We start from the raw sequence: 17,802 nt of genomic DNA, 5'->3' as shown, positions 1-17,802 counted from the left end.
CCCAGATCGAGCGCGATCTTGCGGGTGCGTGGGCTCGGGGCGGGGTGAAGGGCTACGAGAGGTCGTCGGCCTTGATGGTCGCTACGAAGGACCGCCACTGGGTGGGGGCGAACAGCAGCACCGGCCCGGTGATGTCCTTGCTGTCCCGCACCCCCACGAGCCCACCAAGATCGTCGGCCACCTCGACACAGTTCCCCTGGTCGCTGCTGTAAGTGGCCTTGCGCCAAGTCGCACTGCGTAGGTCAGTCATGATGCCTCTCCTTGACTCGTCGCAGGAGCGCGCGGGATTCCTCGCTGCTCAACGCTGTTGCGCTGAGTTGGTTCCACACCTCGGCGTACGCTCGGACCTCATCTAGACGATCAAGGTACAACGCGCCGGAGAGGCTTTCGTGGAACACGGTAGTTGGTTCGGCTGATCGAGCCCCCTTGGCGGGGAAGTCCAGGATCACGAAACTGCCGGCGACGGCCGCACGGTTGAGCTTGCCGCCAAGCGGAGCGATTCTGACGGTCGCGTTGGGTGCCTCGCTGGCCTCGATCAGCTTGTCGATTTGCCGAGACATGCCGGGCACGTTCTTGTGCAGAAGACCCTCGTCGAGGATCACGTCCAGCGTGGGCGCGGCCGGCCGCTGCCTGGTGAGAATGCGCTGTCGTTCCAGCCGCAACTCGACGATTTTTGCGACCTCGTCATCGGTGATGTTCGGTCGGCACTTCGCGACCGCTGTCGTGTAGTCGGGAGTCTGTAGCAGCCCAGGAACCAGGCTCTGCTCGTAGGTGCGGATGCGAGTCGCGGCGGACTCAAGCCCCACGTACAACTGGAACCATCGGGGGATCACGTCACCGTAGGCGTGATACCAACCCTTGCTCTTGGACTCCTTGGCGAGGCTGACCAGTACCTCTGACATCTCCGGCGAGGCGCCGTAGAGCCGGCACATCTGCTCGACGTCAAGTGCACGGATCGGAGTCTGCCCTGATTCGATCCGATACATCTTGGCCCGCGACCATTCAAGATCCGAGGCAGCGGCCTCCAAACCGATCCCGGCCTGCTCCCGGGTCTGGCGGAGTAGCCGTCCGAGTTCCCGTCGGGGCACCGTGGAGCCGACTTCGGCCATGGCCGTCCTCTCTGTCTCATGCCGACGCATCACCGGGCTTGCCGCGAGACGGCCTGCGCATCGGCAAACGAAAAGAGCATCTCCAGGTGACTGTCTCACGAGGAATGTTGCGCGATCGCTCGCGCCGCGCAGATTCTGGCTCCGGAAGGAGATTGGTCGCTGGCATTGGGAGGTTTCGAGGTGGGTCGGTGGAAGTGGTTTCAGCGCAAGGACGATCCGTTTGACGTGGTGGAGGAGTCGACCTGCTCTGATGGGTCCGATGAGTCTGCCGGGCATGTCCCCACGGCGGCCCAGCCTGAGCGACGGACGACGACGAGGGTGGGGCTGCGCCCCAGTCGTGTGGTGGGGCGATGCAACCGGGGCGGCAGCCGGTGAGCCGGCAGCCAGGGCTGAAGCCTGTGGAGGTGGCGGACCTGCCCGAGATCGAGGTGGTCAGTCAGCCGATACTGCTGGTTCTGGCGACCGAGGACGACGGGCCGGTCGGGTGGGCGGTCGTCCTGCCGGAAGGCGATTTCTGGTTGATCCGCAATGCCGCCCGGAGCCTGACCCACGGTTCGAGCCTTTCGGTACTGACCAGCTTCTGGGCCGGCATCCTCGACTGCCAGGTCGGGCGTCCCCGGCTGGCCGAGCAGCCGACCGGCGACGGCGTCAGAGAGTGAGCTTCATGCCCTCGTGGCTGGCGACGAAGCCGAGCCCCAGGTAGAAGCGGTGGGCGTCGTGGCGGCTCTTGTCGGTGGTGAGTTGCACCAGGCCGCAGCCACGCAGCCGCGCCTGCTCGATCGCCCAGGTCATCATCAGCCGACCCAGGCCCCGACCCCGCTGATCGGAGCGAACCCGAACCGACTCGATCAGTTGCCGTTCGGCCCCGTGCCGACCGAGCCCGGGGATGTAGGTGAGCTGCATGCAGCCGACCACCTCGCCGTCGACCTCGGCGATCACTAGGTGGTTGCGCGGGTCGGCGGTGATGTCCGCGAACGCCTTCTCGTAGGTGGCGTCGACCTCTCCGACGTCCCGGGTACGTCCCAGCATGTCGTCGGCGAGCAGGTCGAGCACCGTAGGCAGGTCGGCCCGGATCGCCGTACGGAAGATCATGTCGTTCATTCAGTGAGGGTGACATACCTGCGGCGACCGGTTTCCGGCAGACCGAAGGGCCGACCCCGGCAGGGGGTCGGCCCTTCGAGTGTTCGGTTGTCGGATCGTCAGGAGGCTGCGGAGTAACCGCGGGTGGCGATCCAGTTGGCGAGGGTGTCGACGTCCATCCGGTACGAGGCCTTGGCCGGGTCGGCCGAGTCGGCGATGGTCACGGTCTCGCCCTCGTCGTCGTATCCGGTGACGCTGACGTAGTGCCCGCCCTCGAAGCTGTGCACGCCGCCGTCGGTGTCGGTGGCGGTGCCGGCGATGTTGGCAACCACTGCACGGCCGTCGTCGACGGTCCGCACGATGTCCTCGCGCAGCTTGTCGGCATGCTTCTCGGCGGCCTTGGCGTCCCGGATCTCCACCGACTTGTAGACGTCCTTACCGGTCTCCTTGTTCAGCACCGGCGTGATGTCGTTGATGGAGTCGGTACCGGCCTCGGTGGTACCCATCCGCTTGGCCATGTCGTACACGTCGATGTTCTTGCCCTGCACGCTCAGCGCGTTACGGGCGGCGGCCGGGCCGCAGAAGTAGAAGTTGGGCTGGGCCTCGTAGCGTACGTCGAGCTGGCGCTCGTCGCTGGGCTTGCGGTCGGCCTGCACCGAAGCGGCGGCGGCCGGCGCGGGGGCGGCGTAGGCGGCGACAGCGGGGCCGGCGATGCCACCGGCGGTGGCGGCGGCAGCGGCGACGGTCAGAGCGGTCTTACGCAGGATGGTGGTACGCATGATCGACTCACACCTTCCGTTCGGGGGTACGCAGCAGGAATCAACCCGGTTCGGGGTTCGCGGTGCTGCGGGGGGAAAGAGGAACGCCCGGCGGGGGTGCTCGGGCGTCCGGGGGATGTAACGATCCCGGGCGCCCCCACATTCCAGGGGTTCCGGGAGACCGCGTTGCGGGGCGGGGGAAGCCCTCGCGGTATGCCATGTACAACGACCCGCGGCCGAGCATCATTCCGCGCCGTCGGCTGATCGGGCCGCCTCATAAACGGTCTTATACCGGACGGCAGGGAGGTATCGGGCATGAATTCTCGGGCCCCCTACCCCGGGCGGCGGCTTGCCGAAGGGGATCACAATGCCCGAATGACTGTTATCCGCCAGGCTGCGTCGATGGTGCTCGCCCTGCTGCTGCTGAGCACGGCCACGAGCTGCACCGAAGCGGAACAGGACGATCTGCCCGTCCGAGTGGCGCAGGTGCCGGCTGAGGTGCGTGGGCTCGGTCCGGCGGTGCTGGCGGTTCCCGTGACGGAGGATGTGACCGGGCTGCTCGCGCTGGAACGGTTCGGCGATGACCTCGCCGGCCTGACGCCCGCTCGGCGACACACCCAGGTCGCCTTCGGCGGTGATCCCCGTCTCCCGACCGTCGCCCGAGGGCTGGGTGAGGATCGCCGTGACGCCGTGCTCGTCGACGGTCGCCTGCGCGACGTCACGCTGCCCGATCTCGGGTACGCCGACCGGGCCTTCAACGTCGATGCCACGCTGTCGATCACGGCATCCAGTTGTCTCACCGTCACCGGCGACGGCAGGGTCGGGCTACCGGTGGAAGAGGCCTTCTGCAAGATCGCCGACCGAGGCGGGGTGATCTGGGAGGACCGGCAGGGCGGGCGGTACGGCGGGATCGACCTGGCGTCCGGAGCGGCGAGCCCGGCCGTCGAGCTGCCGTCGTATCCGATCGCCGCCACACCCGACGGCCGCTACCTCGCCGCGCTCACCCGCCAGGACCCTCGGCAACTCGTCATCGCGGACACCAGGACCGGCCAGTCCCGGCCCACCGTGACGGTCAGCGGGGCGGAGTTCCCTGGGGTCTTCACCGGCGACGGGTTCGCTCTGCTGCACCGGACGGCTCCCGGCCCCCGCCGGATCAGCCTGGTCACCCCGAAGGGGGAGGTACGTGACCTGCTTTCTCCGGTCGGCGAGGTCGCCTTCGCTCCTGACGGGCGGCGCGCCATCGTGGAGGACAACCGTTCCGGCAAGGGCCGACTCTCCGTACTCGACCTGAAGTCGGGCGCGGTCACCCCGGTGGTCGGTGACGGCACCGCGCCCAGCGGCGAACAGCCGACCCGGCCGGCGGAGCTGCCGCCGACGACCGGCACCGTCACCGCGACGGTTTCCGGCGACCACGCCCTGGTCGTCGAACTGGAGGCCCGTCCGGACGGCCAACGGGTGCCCCGGCCCAGCCGCGCCTGGTCGGTACGACTCTCCACCGCGACCGCGACCCTCCACGCGAACACACCGGAGGCGTCGGAGGTGACGGTGTGGCAGCACGAATTCCCGCCGACCGGCACAGCCGCGTTGTCGGCGCTGTGGTTCGAGCCGGGCAAGCAGACCCTCACCCTCAGCCCCGACGGTACGGTCACCAGCGCCCCGTCCGGAACCTTCCCCCGAGAGACCCTCGGTGACGGTGCGGTGCTGCACACCCTTCTCGCCGAGAGCGGACGCGAACGGGTGGATCGGCTGCTGGTGACCGACAGCTCCGGCGGCCGGGTCGAGATTCCCACCGGCGCCGGCCCTGACCAGCGGGTCGCCAACGTAATCCTCACACCGGACCAGGAGCACCTGCTGATCTCGCTGCGTCCGCTCAAAAGCCGATCAGAACCAGGAGATCTCGACGTCGTGGTGATCGCTCGCCGGGACGGCACCGGCGAACCAGTCGTCGTCTACCGAGGGGCCTGGTTGGTCAGCCTCGGCACCGTTCCCACCAGCACCAGTTGACCTGATGGTGCCGTGAATCCGGTGACCTGGCGTAAGGGGGTGGTGGCCCAAGCCGCCCGAGCTGGCAGAGGTAGGGCTGCGGCTAGCGGGCCGGGCAGCGTTTGCCTTCGGCAGGGACGGTGAGGTCGATCAGGTAGGCGTCGACGGCAGCCGTGATGCAGGCGGTCTGCGGGTATGCCGTGTGACCCTCACCCTCCCAGGTGAGCAGCCGCCCCACCCCGAGCATCTCGGCCAGGGCCGGGGCCTGCTCGTACGGGGTCGCCGGGTCGCCGGTGGTGCCGATGATCAGGATGGGTGGGGCGCCGTCGGCGCGGCCGGTGGGGTAGGGGTCGCTGCCGCCCGGCCATTCGGTGCAGGAGATCAGGCCGGTGGCCAGGGCCGGGCCGAACAACGGGTACTGTCCTCGCCACTGGGACTGCAGTTGGCGGATGCGGTCCAGGTCGGGCCGTTCCTCCTCGTCGGCGCAGTTGATCGCCGTGTTGGCGTCGAAGAGGTTGGTGTAGTGGCCCCGGTCGTCGCGGTCGGCGTAATTGTCGGCCAGTTGGAACACGCCCTGCGGGTTGCCGCCCTCCAGTTGGTCGATGGCGCGGGCCAACTCCTGCCAGCCGCTCTCGGTGTAGAGGGAGGAGATGACCGCGTAGAAGACCCAGCCGGCGGTGGCTTCCCGACCGTCGGCGGAACGGGCCGGGGACACCCGGGCCTTGTCGATCGCGGAGACGACCGCCGCCCGGGCGTCCGGGGCGATCGGGCAGCGGGCGGCGTTGGCAGCACACCACCGGTGGAAGTTGTCGAAGGCCCGCTCGAAGCCCTTGGCCTGGCTCTCCGAGCCCTCGATCAGACCCTGTCGGGGGTCGATCGCCCCGTCGAGCACCAGCGCCCGCACCCGGGTGGGGAACAGTTGGGCGTACGTGGCACCGAGCAGGGTGCCGTAGGAGTAGCCCAGGTAGGTGAGCTGGTCGTCGCCGACCGCCGCGCGGATCGCGTCCATGTCCCGGGCGGCCTGCTCGGTGCCGTACAGCGGGAGTTGGTCGCCGTACTTGTCGCCGCAGCCCTGGCCGATGCGGTCGGCGAGGTCGACCAGGCCGTCGAAGGACTCCTGGCTCTGCGGGTCGGGATCGGAGCCGAAGACGGCGTCCAGGTCGTCGTCGGAGATGCACTCCACCGGGCTGGACCGGGCCACCCCGCGAGGGTCGAAGCCGACGATGTCGAAGCGTTCCAGGATGCGGTCGGGCAGCCCGCCGTACCGCTCGCCGAAGGAGAGGTAGACGGCGGTGTCCACTCCGGAACCGCCGGGACCACCGGGGTTGACCAGCAGGGAACCGATCCGGTCGCGTTGGTTTTCGGAGCGGGCCCGGATCAGGGCGATCTCGAAGGTCTCTCCGGCACCGGGGCCGGTCGTGGCGCCACTGCCGCCGGCCCAGTCGCGGGGGACCCGGATGCGGGTGCACTCGTACCGGATGCCCGGTGCCCCTCGCCCGACCACCTCGTCGGCGGCCTCCGGGCAAGCCTGCCAGGTCGGTGTCGTGCCCGGTGGGGCGGCCCTGCTGACGGTGTCGTCGTGCGGCGCCAGCGCCGGCAGGGTGCAACCGGCGGCGACCACCGCGGCGGCGACCAGACCGGCCAGGGTGCGCCGTCGACGGCGGATCGGTGCGGAAGTACGGGTCACGAGCGGGCCTCCGGGATCGGTGCGATCGTCAGGCTACGCCGAACCGGAAGCGGACCCCACCGTCACCGCCGGATCGCCGCGCAGGACCTGGTCCACGTCGAACCGGATCGGCCGCTCCAACTGGTCGTACCGGCAGGAGAGGGGGTCCCGGTCGGGCCGCCAGCGGACGAACCGCGCGGTGTGCCGGAACCGGTCACCCTCCATCGCGTCGTACGCCACCTCGACCACCAGCTCCGGGCGCAGGGGCTCCCATTCCAGGTTCTTCGTGCCGGTCCACCGGCTGACCCCGCCCGGGATGCGTTGGCCGCGCTCGTGGTCGCCGTGCACCCACGGGTGATCGTCTGCGACCTCGCGGTAGGGGGCCAACTCCTCCAGCAGCTCGGCCCGACGGGCCATGGTGAACGAGGCGCTCACTCCGATGTGGTGCAGCACCTGCGCGTCGTCGTAGAGCCCAAGCAGCAGGGAACCGACCACCGGCCCGGACTTGTGCCAGCGGAACCCGGCGACCACCACGTCCGCGGTGCGGGCGTGCTTGACCTTGAACATCAACCGCTTGCCCGGCTCGTAGGGCAGGTCGGCGGGTTTGGCGATCAGCCCGTCGAGACCGGCGCCCTCGAACACCTCGAACCAGCGGCGGGCGGTCTCGGCCTCGGTGGTGATCTGGGTGAGGTGCACCGGCGGGCGCACCTTTGCCAGGGCCTGCTCCAGCCGGGCGCGCCGGGTCGGGTACGGCACCTCCAGCAGGCTCTCGTCGTCGAGGGCGAGCAGGTCGAAGGCGACGAAGTCGGCCGGGGTGGTCTCGGCGAGCAGCTTCACCCGGGAGGCGGCCGGGTGGATGCGCTGCGCCAGCAGCTCGAAATCGAGCCGGGGGGCGGCCTCCGGGCCGTCGCGGCGGATCACGATCAGCTCGCCGTCGACCGCGCAGCGGGCCGGCAACTGCCGACGGGCCTGCTCGACCACCTCGGGGAAGTAGCGGGTCATCAGCTTGCCGCCCCGGCTGGCCAGCTCCACCTCGTCGCCGTCGCGGAAGATGATGCAGCGGAACCCGTCCCACTTGGGCTCGTAGGTCATCCCCGGCCCGGTGGGGATCGAGGCGACACTGCGGGCGAGCATCGGCTCCACCGGCGGATTGATCGGCAGGTCCACGGCGACAGTCAACCAGAAGCCACCGACAACGGTGAGGCACATCACGGCGTGCCGGTGGGTGGCGTGTCCGCCGCTGGGCTGTCCCAGCGCGCCTGGGAGATTCGGATAACCGCAGGTCAGAGCTACTTTCGCGGGGTGTCTGAGTGGGTCTGCGGGTGTTGCGGACGGTGGCGGGTCAGCGTCGAGCTGATCCGGGGCCGGTACGTCTACCGGCTGGCCCACCGCTACCCCAGCCGCTTCGGCGGCGGGGACAACGTGCTCGGCGAGGCGGCCACGGTGGCCGAGTTGGCGGCCCTGCTGCGCCGGTGGAGCCCGGTCGACCTGGCCGACCTGCACGAGGCCGCCTGAGACCCGGCTGGCAGCGGGGGTGACCGTCAGTAGCGGGCGAAGGAGCGGATCGGCATCCGGGGGCCGAACCTGGGGGCGTGGATGCCGGCCACCTCCAGCAGTCGGCAGACCCGGCCCCGGTGGCCCCGGAACGGCTCCAGCAACTCCAGCATCCGGGCGTCGTCCGCGCGGGCCTCGCCGGCCAGGGCCCAGGCCACCGTGTTCGGTACGTGGTAGTCGCCGACGCTCACCGCGTCCGGGTCGCCGTACGCCACCCGGACGACCTCGGCGGCCGTCCACGGGCCGATCCCGTTGATCGACAGCAGGGCACGGGTGGCCCTCGCCGAGTCCTCGCAGCGTTCCAGCCGGTCGGCGACGGCGGCGGCCCGGCGCAGGGTGTCGGCGCGGCGCTGCTCCACCCCGAAGGGGTGGAAGACCCAGTAGGGGGCGGCTGCCACGGCCCCCGGCTCGGGCGGCAGGAGCAGCGACACCGGTCCCGGTGCCGGCTCGGCGAAGTGGCGGACGGTGGCCGCGTACGCCCGGTAGGCCTCCTTGCCGGTGACCTTCTGCTCGAAGACGGCCCGCAGCACCCGGGGGAAGACCAGCCCGGTGGCGGGCATCCGCAGACCTGGGTGCTGGGCCGCCAGGCGGGCCACCACGGGGTGGGACCGGGCCAGGTCGGCGAAGCCGGTGAGGTCGTCGCGCAGCCCGGCGATCGCGTCGGCCTGCTCGACCAGCCAGCCGCCGCCGGGCCCGTACCCTTCGGCGCGCAACTCGTCGCCGGTGGCGTGCAGGGCCAGGGTGGCGGGCCCGACCGGGGTGCGCGCCGCCAGCCAGAAGGTGTCGCCGGTGATCCGGGCGCAGGGGTCGTACGGGCTGAAGGTCAGAGGCCGGATCGAGGCGACCAGCCGGTAGCCGGACGGCGGGCGCAGGGTCCGGCCGGCGGTGGGTGCGGCTCCGGTCACGACCCCACTGTGCCACCTCACCGGCGCCCCGGACACCGCCGGACCCGCCTCTGGCCGGCGCCCCGGATACCGGCGGCTCGGCCCTGATCGGCGCTCCGGACCCTCGTCGGTCACCTTCCGTTCATCGCGGGGACCACCGAACGGTCAGGAATCATCGGGCAAATACCTCCATTTGCTGATGTAACTGACCTCACGCCGAGACACGATCAATATGGAAAGGTTTGATTCCTCACCTGTAAGTGAAGTGCGCTGTTAGGGTCCGACCAGCGCGGCATCCGCCCGGCCTGCATAGCAGCCGGTGCATGTCGGATGGCTGGCCACGAGGTCACCCCGATGAGGTCAGACCTGCCGCGGGTCACGGGGAATCTGCTCAGGAGGTGCCGGGATGGCTGCTGGAGCGATCGTTCGGTCGGGGTGTTTCAGAACCGTCGTCACGCCGTACGGGCGTCACCTTTGAGGTGGGGTGGCCCCAGGTGGCTGAACCGAGCGTGACGATCCGATGATCGCGCTGCGCGTCTACCGTCTCCTGCCGCCGGGCGTCCGGCGTCACCTGTTGCGGCTGCTCCCGGAGCAGCACCGGCTCGGCATCGTGCGTAGCCTCACCCGCCCCCGTGGCGGGGAGACCCGGCACCCGGTCGGTGCCCGGGTGCCGGTCACCGAGGACGGGGTCCGCGCCGAGGCCGAGGTCGTCGCCGCGGCGACCCCACTTCAGATGTGGCACCGCAACCTGACCGCGGTGACCTCCACCCTGGAGTCCGCCGGGATCGAATACCACTGTGTACGCCACGACGACTACCTGCGCAGCTCGGTGGCGGTCCTGGACGATCAGCGGGAGGCGGTGCGGCGGTTGGTCGACTCCGCACCGCTGCTGTCCGGGGCCCAGGTCCGGGTGGTCGAGGTACGGCCGGACCGGGACCAGCCGGACCGGGAGCCGACCGAGGTGATCCAGGTGTGGTTCCCGGTGACGGACGTGCGGGCGGGGGTGGTGCTCGGCGCGCAGTTCGCCTGCGAGATCGAGATGTGGACCCGGGTCGGCGACCTGGTACGGGCACCCCGGCACAACGCCGTGATCGACGAGGCTCCGGCCCAGGCGCAACCGGTGCGGGTGGCCGCCGCCCTGCTCAGCCACTTCGTGCCCGAGGCCGACGACCACACCTACGGCACCCGTCGCGACCTGGCCGTACGCGCACCGGACCGGGTCAGCTTCCCGATCGACGCGGTCTACACCTGGGTGGACGGCGCGGACCCGGAATGGCGGGAGCGCAAGCAGGCGGCGATGGGTACCCCGGACGCCGCCCTGCACGCGATCGCCGCCAACACCTCGCGCTACCACAACCGCGACGAACTGCGGTACTCCATGCGCTCGCTGCACAGCTTCGCCCCCTGGCTGAGGAAGATCTTCGTGGTCACGGACAGCCAGTTGCCGAGCTGGCTGGACCCCGACCATCCGATGGTCACGGTCGTGTCGCACGCGGACCTCTTCGCCGACCTGGACGGCCTGTCCTCGTTCAACTCGCACGCCATCGAGTCCCGGCTGCACCGCATCGAGGGCCTGGCGGAGCACTTCCTCTACCTCAACGACGACGTCTTCCTGGGTCGGCCCCTGTTGCCCACCCACTTCTTCCACGCCAACGGGATCGCCAAGTTCTTCCCCTCTCCGGCGCAGTTCGGGCTCGGCGAGGCCACCCCCGGTGACCTCCCGGTGAACGCCGCCGGGAAGAACAACCGGCGGCACATCCAGCGCCACTTCGGTGTGACCATCACGCAGAAGATGAAGCACACCCCCTTCGCCCTGCGGCGCAGCATCATGCAGCAGATCGAGGCGACCTTGCCGGCGGAGGTGACCGCCACGGCCCGGCACCGGTTCCGCGACCACCGTGATCTGTCGATCCCGTCCTCCCTGCACCAGTACTGGGCCTACCTGACCGCCCAGGCCGTCCCCGGGGAGATCGAGTACGAGTACGCCGACCTCGGCCACCCGGCGACCCCCGCCCGGCTGGCCGAACTGCTGGCCCACCGCGACCGTGACGTGTTCTGCCTGAACGACACCGACTCCGACCCCCGGACCTTCCAGGAGCAGGAACGGATGCTCGCCGATGTCCTGCCCCGCTATCTGCCCTTCCCCGCACCCTTCGAGCTGCCGGAGGAGGAGGTGGCCCGGCGCCGGGAGTTGGGCGCCAGTGCCCTGTGGCGGCAGTCCGCAGGTGTCGATCGGTACGCCGGGCAGGTGGACGCCCAGACCACCCCCTCGCTTCCGACGGCCCGCCAGGTGGACGCGGCCACCCTCCCGGCCCTGCGGGTCGGCCCCCGGTCGGACGCCCCCACCCTGCCCTCGACCCCCAGGGAATCACCGTGAACCTGACCTCCCCACCCCGGACGACCGACACGGTGCCCCCGGGGGGTGTCGATGTTCGTGAGGTGTTGGTGGACGGGCGTCGTCGGCGCGCTCATGTCCACCCCGACCTGACCCCCCTGCTCGCCCGCCGGCTAAATGTCGCCGCGGTGACCGGGGCCCTGGACGCGCACGGCGTGGACCATTTCCTGGTACGCGGGATGGACGACCGCACCCCGGTGATCGGGGTCAGCCAGCAGGATCGGACGGCCGTCCTGGGTGCCCTGGAGAAGCTCGGGGCCACCGCCGGCTGCTACCTCAGTCAGGTGCTGCCGAAGCCACCGGTCACCGCGGTGCTGCACGATGCCGAGGACCCGGCGGTCTGGGCCGACCTGCACACCGTCGAGGCGTTCAAGCTGACCTGGTTCCGGGTGGACCCGACGATGAAGCTGGTCCTCGGCCCGGTGTACGGATGCGAGATCGAGTTCTGGCAGCCGGACCGGGGGGCCGAGGTGCTGCGTGCCCCCAGGCGCAACCGGATGATGCCGGCGGTCTCGATGGCGGGGGTGCCGGTGCGGGTCGGCGAGCACCGCTTCACCCGCCTGGCGGCCGCGCGCGGCAGCGGCCCGGGTCTGCGTACCCGGCCGGAGTTCGACCACTCGCTGCCGGACGACATCGAGTTCCCGATCGATGTGGTCTACACCTGGGTGGACGGCGCGGATCCGGACTGGCAACGCCGGCGGGCCGAGATCAAGGGGGAGGCCTTTCACGCCGAGGCCGCCAGCGAGTCGCGCTACATCAACCGGGACGAGCTGAAGTACTCGCTGCGCTCACTGCACCTCAACGCGCCCTGGGTCCGCAACATCTACATCGTGACCGACCGGCAGCGCCCCGCCTGGCTCGATCTGAGCCCGGGGAACATCTTCGTGGTCGACCACCAGGACATCTTCGCCGACCGAGCGGCCCTGCCGACCTTCAACTCGGTGGCCATCGAGACCCAGCTGCACAACATCGACGGCCTGGCCGAGCACTTCCTCTACCTCAATGACGACATGTTCTTCGGCCGGCCGCTGGCCCCGCAGACCTTCTTCCTGGCCAACGGCAACACCAAGTTCTTCCTGTCCCAGAACCGGGTCCCGGTCGGTCCGATCACCAACCTGGACACCCCGATCGACGCCATGATCAAGAACAATCGGCGGCTCATCGAGCAACGGTTCGGCCGGACCCTGACCCAGGGCAGCCAGCATGTGCCCTACCCGCTGCGGCGCAGCATCCTGGCCGAGATCCAGCGGGAGTTTCCGCAGGAACACGCCCGCACCGCGCACAGCCGGTTCCGCAGCGCCACCGACATCATCATCACCTACTCCCTGTACCACTACTACGCCTTCCTGACGGGTAGGGCCCTGCCCGGCCAGGTGAACTACGGGTACGTGCAGTTGGCGGTGCCGGATCTCGTCGCCCGACTCAAGCGGGCCGAGGCCCGGCGGGACTGGGACACCTTCTGCATCAACGACGCCTTCTCCACCTACGCCCAACTCCAGCAGCAGATGGCCGTCCTGGAGCCCTTCCTTCAGGCGTACTTCCCGGTGCCCAGCCCCTACGAGGCGGCGGACCAGCGGTGAAGTTCTCCTTCCTGGTGCACAACTTCTACGGGGTGGGCGGCACCAACCGAGCGGTGCTCAACCTGGCCACCGGCCTGGTCGAGGACGGCCACACCGTCGAGATCGCCTCGGTCTTCCGGCGAGTCGACCGGATGATGTTCGACGGCGACGACCGGATCACCGTGGTGCCGCTGGTCGACATCAGGCCACGGCGGCCGGACCGCTCCGACCCCCAACTGCGGGAACCCTCCACGGTGATCCCGACCCAGGAGGAGTTCCACCAGCAGTACAGCCGGCTGACCGACGAGCGGATGGTCCGCTACCTCAGGCACACCGACGCCGACGTGGTCGTGGGCACCCGACCGGGGCTCAACCTCGTCATCGCCAGGTACGCCCCGGAGCATGTGGTGCGGGTGGCCCAGGAACACATGACCCAGGACCTGATCCACGAGGCGGTCAAGGCCGACATCAGCCGGTACTACTCCCGCATCGACCTGGCGTACACGGTGTCCCAAGCGGACGCGGAGGCCTTCCGCACCGGCAACCCGGTCCCGGCCACCCAGGTCAAGGCGTTGGCCAACAGCGTCCCGGCCAGCGCGATCGCGCCGGCGGACGGGCGGAGCCGGATCATCGTGGCGGCGGGCCGCCTGGAACCCCTCAAGCGGTACGACCAACTGATCCTGGCCTTCGGCCAGGCGGTCCGGGACTGCCCGGGTTGGACCCTGCGGATCTACGGAGACGGCGACCAGCGGCCGGGGCTGGCCCGGCTCATCCGTGAACTGGGCCTGTACGGCCAGGTCCTGTTGATGGGTCGACGCGAGGACATGGCCGCAGAGTGGGTCAAGGGCGCCATCGCGGCGGTCTCCTCGCAGCGTGAGTCCTTCGGCATGACGATCGTCGAGGCCATGAGACTGGGCCTGCCGGTGGTCAGCAGCGACTGCCCGGTCGGACCCCGCGAGATCATCACCCACGGCGAGGACGGCCTGCTGGTACCCACGGACGACTTCGGGGCGTACGCCGATGCGCTGCGGATGCTGATGCACAACGACGAGTTGCGCATCCGGATGGGCCGGATGGCGGTGATCAACTCCGCCCGCTTCGATCCGGTGCACCTGGCCACCCAGTTCGCCCGGGACTGCGCCCAGGTGCTAGCGGTCCGCCGCAGCCAGGTGCCCCGCCCCCGGCGGGTGGGACGCCGACCCCTGCCGACGGAGCCGACCCGCCGGGAGGCCGGGCTGGCCCGCGCCCTGGCCGATCCGGTGCTGCGGGGGATCGCCGGCAACGAACTGGCCCGACGGGCGAGCATGGGCGCTCTGGTGCGACTGACCCGGATACCCCGGGCCCGCAGCACCAGCACCCGGCTGCAATCCGCGATCAGACGCCGGATCTCGGAGACCCAGGAGGCACCGGTGGCGGACTGCCTGGTGTTGCCGGATCTGGGCCTGCGGGTGTCGGTGGACGGGACCACCGGTGCCGGCGAGGCGTGCGTGGTGCTGAGCAACCGGGACACCCGGGAGGTGCTCCGTACCCCTCTCGTGCCCTCCCCGGACGGCACGCGGGCGGAGGTCGCCCTCGACGCCGGGACCCTGTCCGAGGGCCGCTGGAACCTCTTCCTGACCGAGGGGAACAAGGGTCGGCGTCGGTTGCGTCCCCAGCGGGTGGACTGCCGGGTGCTGTCCGGTGCCGCCGGTCCGCTGGGGGACCGGGCGGGCCTGTCGGCGCAGGTGCCGTACCAGACGGCGGACGGTTTCCTGGCGATCCGTAGCTGGGTGCGGGCCCGCCACGCCGAGGTACGCCGGATCGCGGTCGACGGCACGGCTGTAGCGGTCACCTTCACCTGGCACGGACCGGGGGTACCGGATCAGGCGGTGCTGCGCCGACGGGGGGATGTCCCGGAGTCGTTGAGCCTGCCGGTCGGGCCGGCCAGGCAGGGGCAGCTGAGCATGGTGGTGCCGTTGACCCCCCTGACCGACCTGCGGTTGGGCCGGTACGAGGACTGGGACGTCTATCTGCGGTGCGGCCCGGAGGAGGTGCGGATGGGCCGGTTCGCCGACGACGTGGTCGACAAGAAGCGCGCGTACAGCTATCCGGAGATCGACCTGACCCAGCTGATCCCATTGGACCTGGTCGAGGAGGACCCGGCGCCGAGGTTGCGGGTCCGCCCCTACTACACCAACGACAGTGAACTCTCCTTCACGATCATCGATCGCCCCTAGCGCCCGCCAGATCGCGCCCCCGGGAGCCGGAGCGCCCGCACAGAGGAGCAAGGTAGCCGTGACCGAGCCGGGGCGAGTCCCGTCGGAGATCCCCAGAGCTGTCGCCGAACCCTCCGGGTTCGTGGAGGTCTATCGGCGGGTGCTCAGCCCGCAGACCCGGCGGGCCATCGCCAAGAAGGTGAGTCCGCGCGCCCGGCACCAACTGAAGCAGTGGGTGGCCCGGGCCGCCGAGGACACCCGGTCGGCGGGTCGTCGAGCCGAGCGGCTGGCCCGCCAACAGCCGGAACTGCTCTCCGGCGGTGACCGGGCGGCCGTCACCGCCGACCGGGCGCCCCGGATCGCCCTGGTGGCCGCCGACCTGACCCCCCTGCTGGCCCGGACCGAGAACCTGGCGGCGGTGACCGTGGCCCTGACGGAGGCCGGTGTCGACTTCTTCCGGGTCCGGGGCGGCTCCGAGAGGTCCTCCGTGGTCGGGGTGGACATCGCCGACCGGGACCGGGTGTACGCCGCCCTCGCGGGGGCCTGCACGCGTACTCCCGGCTATGTCACCCAGGTCGGCTCCGGCGGCGAGCAACCGCCGGCCCCGGGATTCGAGCCCAGGGTGTGGAAGCGCCTGGCAGCGGCCGAGGTGCTCCGGCTGACCTGGTACCGGACGGATCCCCGACACCGGATGGTGCTGGGGCAGCAGTACGGGTGCGAGGTGGAGTTCTGGACCCGCCGGGGAAACACCCTGGTGGCCCCCCGCCCCAATCCGGTGGCCGAGCAGGTAGACCCGGCGGAGCCGCCGGTCGTCGCCTCCGAGGCGCTGTTCACCAGGCTGCTGCCCCCGACCACCACGGCGACCGCCCGGACCAGGTCGCCGTTCGCCGGGCGACGTCCGGAGGATGTCACCTTCCCGATCGATGTGGTCTACACCTGGGTCGACGGCACCGACCCCGACTGGCTGCGGCGGCGGGCGGCGGCGACCGGGGTGCCGTACCACAGTGAGGCGGCCAACCCGGCCCGGTTCCTCAGCCGGGACGAGCTGCGCTACTCACTGCGTTCCCTGCACCTGTACGCGCCCTGGGTGCGCCAGGTTTACCTGGTCACCGACGATCAGGTGCCGCCCTGGTTGGACCGGTCCGCGCCCGGCCTGCGGGTGGTAGGCCATCGGGAGATCTTCGCCGACCCGGAAGTGCTGCCCACCTACAACTCGCACGCCATCGAGAGCCAACTGCACCACATCGAGGGGCTGGCGGAACACTTCCTCTACTTCAACGACGACGTGTTCCTCGGCAGCGAGGTGCTGCCCTCGGACTTCTTCCTGGCCAACGGCATCTCCCGGTACTTCCCCTCGCCGGCCCTGGTGCCGCCGGGCACGGCGACCGCCGAGGACATCCCCTCGTCGGCGGCCGGAAAGAACAACCGGGCCCTGATCGCCGAGCGGTTCGGGACCGTGCTGACCCAGAAGATGAAGCACATGCCCCACGCCCTGCGGCGCAGTGTGCTGTACGAGATCGAGGAGGCCTTCCCCGCTGCCCACCGGCAGACGGCCGGGAGTCGTTTCCGCAGCATGACGGACATCTCGATCGCCTCGTCGCTGCATCACTACTACGCCTTCCACACCGGGCGGGCCGTGCCGGGGAACCTGCGGTACACCATCGCGGAGCTGTCCGATCCGGGCACCCCGGGACGGCTGGCGCACCTGCTGGCCCGGCGGGACCGGCATGTCTTCTGCCTGAACGACGCCTTCTCCACCGAGGAGGATCTGGCCGCTCAACTGGCGGTCGTCACGCCCTTCCTGGACACCTACCTCCCGGTCCCCAGCCCCTGGGAGCGGGCCTGACGGACGACGATGGCCGACCGCAGTTGCTGCGGCCGGCCATCGGAGGAACCTCAGGGTCAGTAGTCGTAGTCCGAGTCGGAGCCGCCCGACTTGGTCTTCGACGGCGGCTCTACCGCCTTCGGGGTGCCCTTGGGCAGGCACTCCAGGTTCTTGCTGCCGTCCGGGTTGACCACGAACCAGGTGCCGCCGACCCCCTGGCCCTTCCACTGGCCCGGCTTCTTGTCACCGATGTAGGTGTAGAGGGGCCAACCGTCCAGGGTGATCTGACGGGTGCCGTCGGGGCGGGTGATGGTGCCGACCGCGTCGTCGGAGACCCCCTTGAGCTTCGGGTTGCCGTCGGTCAGTGCCGGGGGCCACACCTCGGCGCACTGGTCCTCGCAGTTGGTCGTCGGCGGGTCGTTGCTGTCCCGGTCGAAGCGGTACAGCAGGAACCCGTCCTGGTTGACGACCGCGCTGCCCATCCGGGGGAACTTCTTGCCGGTCAGACTCTCGGTCAGTTCGACACCCTCGGGCAGCGGGGCATCGTTCTCGTTCTCCGCACCCGGCGAGGCCGAGGTGCCCGGTTCGGGACTGGCCCCGGGGTCCGCGCTGATCTCCGGCTCCGGGGTCGCCGAGGAGTCGGCCGCAGCGACGGCGACCGGTTCCGCCGCGCCGGGGTCCGCTCCGTTGTAGCCCGCGGGCGCGCAGGCCGTCAGTGCGACCATGGCGCTCGCGACAACGACGGTCCGCTTCATCTTCGCCACGTGCCCTCCTCATACTTGACAAGTCACCGG

15 protein-coding genes are annotated in these 17,802 nt (G+C 70.3%); 7 read left to right on the top strand and 8 right to left on the bottom strand.

Features of this window, described 5'->3' with window-relative positions; translation table 11 throughout:
• Nucleotides 1–52 precede the first annotated feature (52 nt).
• Entirely contained in the window at nucleotides 53–250 is a 198-nt protein-coding gene (locus ACGFIK_RS00505; RefSeq protein WP_393337019.1) for a DUF397 domain-containing protein, read from the bottom strand.
• Entirely contained in the window at nucleotides 243–1,109 is an 867-nt protein-coding gene (locus tag ACGFIK_RS00500) for a helix-turn-helix domain-containing protein (RefSeq protein ID WP_393337017.1), read from the bottom strand. Before ACGFIK_RS00500 ends, ACGFIK_RS00505 begins: the two co-directional genes overlap by 8 nt.
• A gap of 404 nt (nucleotides 1,110–1,513) precedes the next feature.
• Between ACGFIK_RS00500 and ACGFIK_RS00495 the strand changes: the two genes are divergently transcribed.
• On the top strand, nucleotides 1,514–1,768 hold the full coding sequence (locus ACGFIK_RS00495) for a hypothetical protein (RefSeq protein ID WP_393337014.1): 255 nt from the start codon (nucleotides 1,514–1,516) through the stop codon (nucleotides 1,766–1,768).
• Here the strand turns inward: ACGFIK_RS00495 and ACGFIK_RS00490 are convergent.
• Together ACGFIK_RS00490 and ACGFIK_RS00485 are read right to left on the bottom strand one after the other, a co-directional pair.
• Nucleotides 1,758–2,210 (bottom strand): GNAT family N-acetyltransferase, encoded by a 453-nt coding sequence (locus ACGFIK_RS00490; RefSeq protein ID WP_393337011.1) that lies wholly within the window; start codon nucleotides 2,208–2,210, stop codon nucleotides 1,758–1,760. The genes ACGFIK_RS00495 and ACGFIK_RS00490 overlap by 11 nt on opposite strands.
• A 98-nt stretch (nucleotides 2,211–2,308) precedes the next feature.
• Nucleotides 2,309–2,968: a C39 family peptidase gene (locus tag ACGFIK_RS00485; protein ID WP_393337008.1), complete on the bottom strand. Its 660-nt coding sequence runs from the start codon at nucleotides 2,966–2,968 to the stop codon at nucleotides 2,309–2,311.
• A 354-nt stretch (nucleotides 2,969–3,322) separates the two neighbouring features.
• Here ACGFIK_RS00485 and ACGFIK_RS00480 point away from each other — a divergent pair, with 354 nt between their 5' ends.
• Complete coding sequence (locus ACGFIK_RS00480; protein WP_327022047.1) at nucleotides 3,323–4,951, top strand: hypothetical protein; 1,629 nt, start codon at nucleotides 3,323–3,325, stop codon at nucleotides 4,949–4,951.
• An 82-nt stretch (nucleotides 4,952–5,033) separates the two neighbouring features.
• Here ACGFIK_RS00480 and ACGFIK_RS00475 read toward each other — a convergent pair whose 3' ends face one another.
• Nucleotides 5,034–6,617: an alpha/beta hydrolase gene (locus ACGFIK_RS00475; RefSeq protein WP_393337005.1), complete on the bottom strand. Its 1,584-nt coding sequence runs from the start codon at nucleotides 6,615–6,617 to the stop codon at nucleotides 5,034–5,036.
• A 33-nt stretch (nucleotides 6,618–6,650) separates the two neighbouring features.
• Complete coding sequence (locus tag ACGFIK_RS00470; protein WP_327027201.1) at nucleotides 6,651–7,763, bottom strand: ATP-dependent DNA ligase; 1,113 nt, start codon at nucleotides 7,761–7,763, stop codon at nucleotides 6,651–6,653.
• A gap of 135 nt (nucleotides 7,764–7,898) precedes the next feature.
• Here ACGFIK_RS00470 and ACGFIK_RS00465 point away from each other — a divergent pair, with 135 nt between their 5' ends.
• Nucleotides 7,899–8,111, top strand: coding sequence for a hypothetical protein (locus ACGFIK_RS00465; RefSeq protein ID WP_327022046.1), 213 nt, complete (start codon nucleotides 7,899–7,901; stop codon nucleotides 8,109–8,111).
• A gap of 26 nt (nucleotides 8,112–8,137) precedes the next feature.
• Here ACGFIK_RS00465 and ACGFIK_RS00460 read toward each other — a convergent pair whose 3' ends face one another.
• Nucleotides 8,138–9,055 carry a DNA-3-methyladenine glycosylase family protein gene (locus ACGFIK_RS00460; RefSeq protein WP_393337002.1) on the bottom strand — a complete coding sequence of 306 codons (918 nt, stop codon included), beginning with the start codon at nucleotides 9,053–9,055 and terminating at the stop codon, nucleotides 8,138–8,140.
• A 499-nt stretch (nucleotides 9,056–9,554) separates the two neighbouring features.
• Between ACGFIK_RS00460 and ACGFIK_RS00455 the strand changes: the two genes are divergently transcribed.
• Genes ACGFIK_RS00455 through ACGFIK_RS00440 form a run of 4 tightly spaced genes read left to right on the top strand, consistent with a single transcriptional unit; the run spans nucleotide 9,555 to nucleotide 17,029 of the window.
• On the top strand, nucleotides 9,555–11,411 hold the full coding sequence (locus ACGFIK_RS00455; RefSeq protein WP_393337001.1) for a stealth family protein: 1,857 nt from the start codon (nucleotides 9,555–9,557) through the stop codon (nucleotides 11,409–11,411).
• On the top strand, nucleotides 11,408–13,009 hold the full coding sequence (locus ACGFIK_RS00450) for a stealth family protein (RefSeq protein WP_393336999.1): 1,602 nt from the start codon (nucleotides 11,408–11,410) through the stop codon (nucleotides 13,007–13,009). The genes ACGFIK_RS00455 and ACGFIK_RS00450 overlap by 4 nt, the downstream gene beginning before the upstream one ends.
• Complete coding sequence (locus ACGFIK_RS00445; RefSeq protein ID WP_393336997.1) at nucleotides 13,006–15,204, top strand: glycosyltransferase family 4 protein; 2,199 nt, start codon at nucleotides 13,006–13,008, stop codon at nucleotides 15,202–15,204. Before ACGFIK_RS00450 ends, ACGFIK_RS00445 begins: the two co-directional genes overlap by 4 nt.
• Before the next feature lie 58 nt (nucleotides 15,205–15,262).
• The gene (locus ACGFIK_RS00440) at nucleotides 15,263–17,029 is read left to right on the top strand and encodes a stealth family protein (protein ID WP_393336995.1); all 1,767 of its coding nucleotides are present in this window, start codon (nucleotides 15,263–15,265) and stop codon (nucleotides 17,027–17,029) included.
• 56 nt (nucleotides 17,030–17,085) lie between these two features.
• Here the strand turns inward: ACGFIK_RS00440 and ACGFIK_RS00435 are convergent, their stop codons facing one another.
• A complete protein-coding gene (locus tag ACGFIK_RS00435) occupies nucleotides 17,086–17,772 on the bottom strand; it encodes a hypothetical protein (protein WP_393336994.1) in 687 nt (228 codons plus the stop codon).
• Nucleotides 17,773–17,802: the final 30 nt, after the last annotated feature.

Source organism: Micromonospora sp. NPDC048871 (genome assembly GCF_043198155.1).
Classification (GTDB): domain Bacteria; phylum Actinomycetota; class Actinomycetes; order Mycobacteriales; family Micromonosporaceae; genus Micromonospora.
Note: the sequence above shows the minus strand (reverse complement) of the source record. Positions and strands in the feature narration are given on the sequence as shown.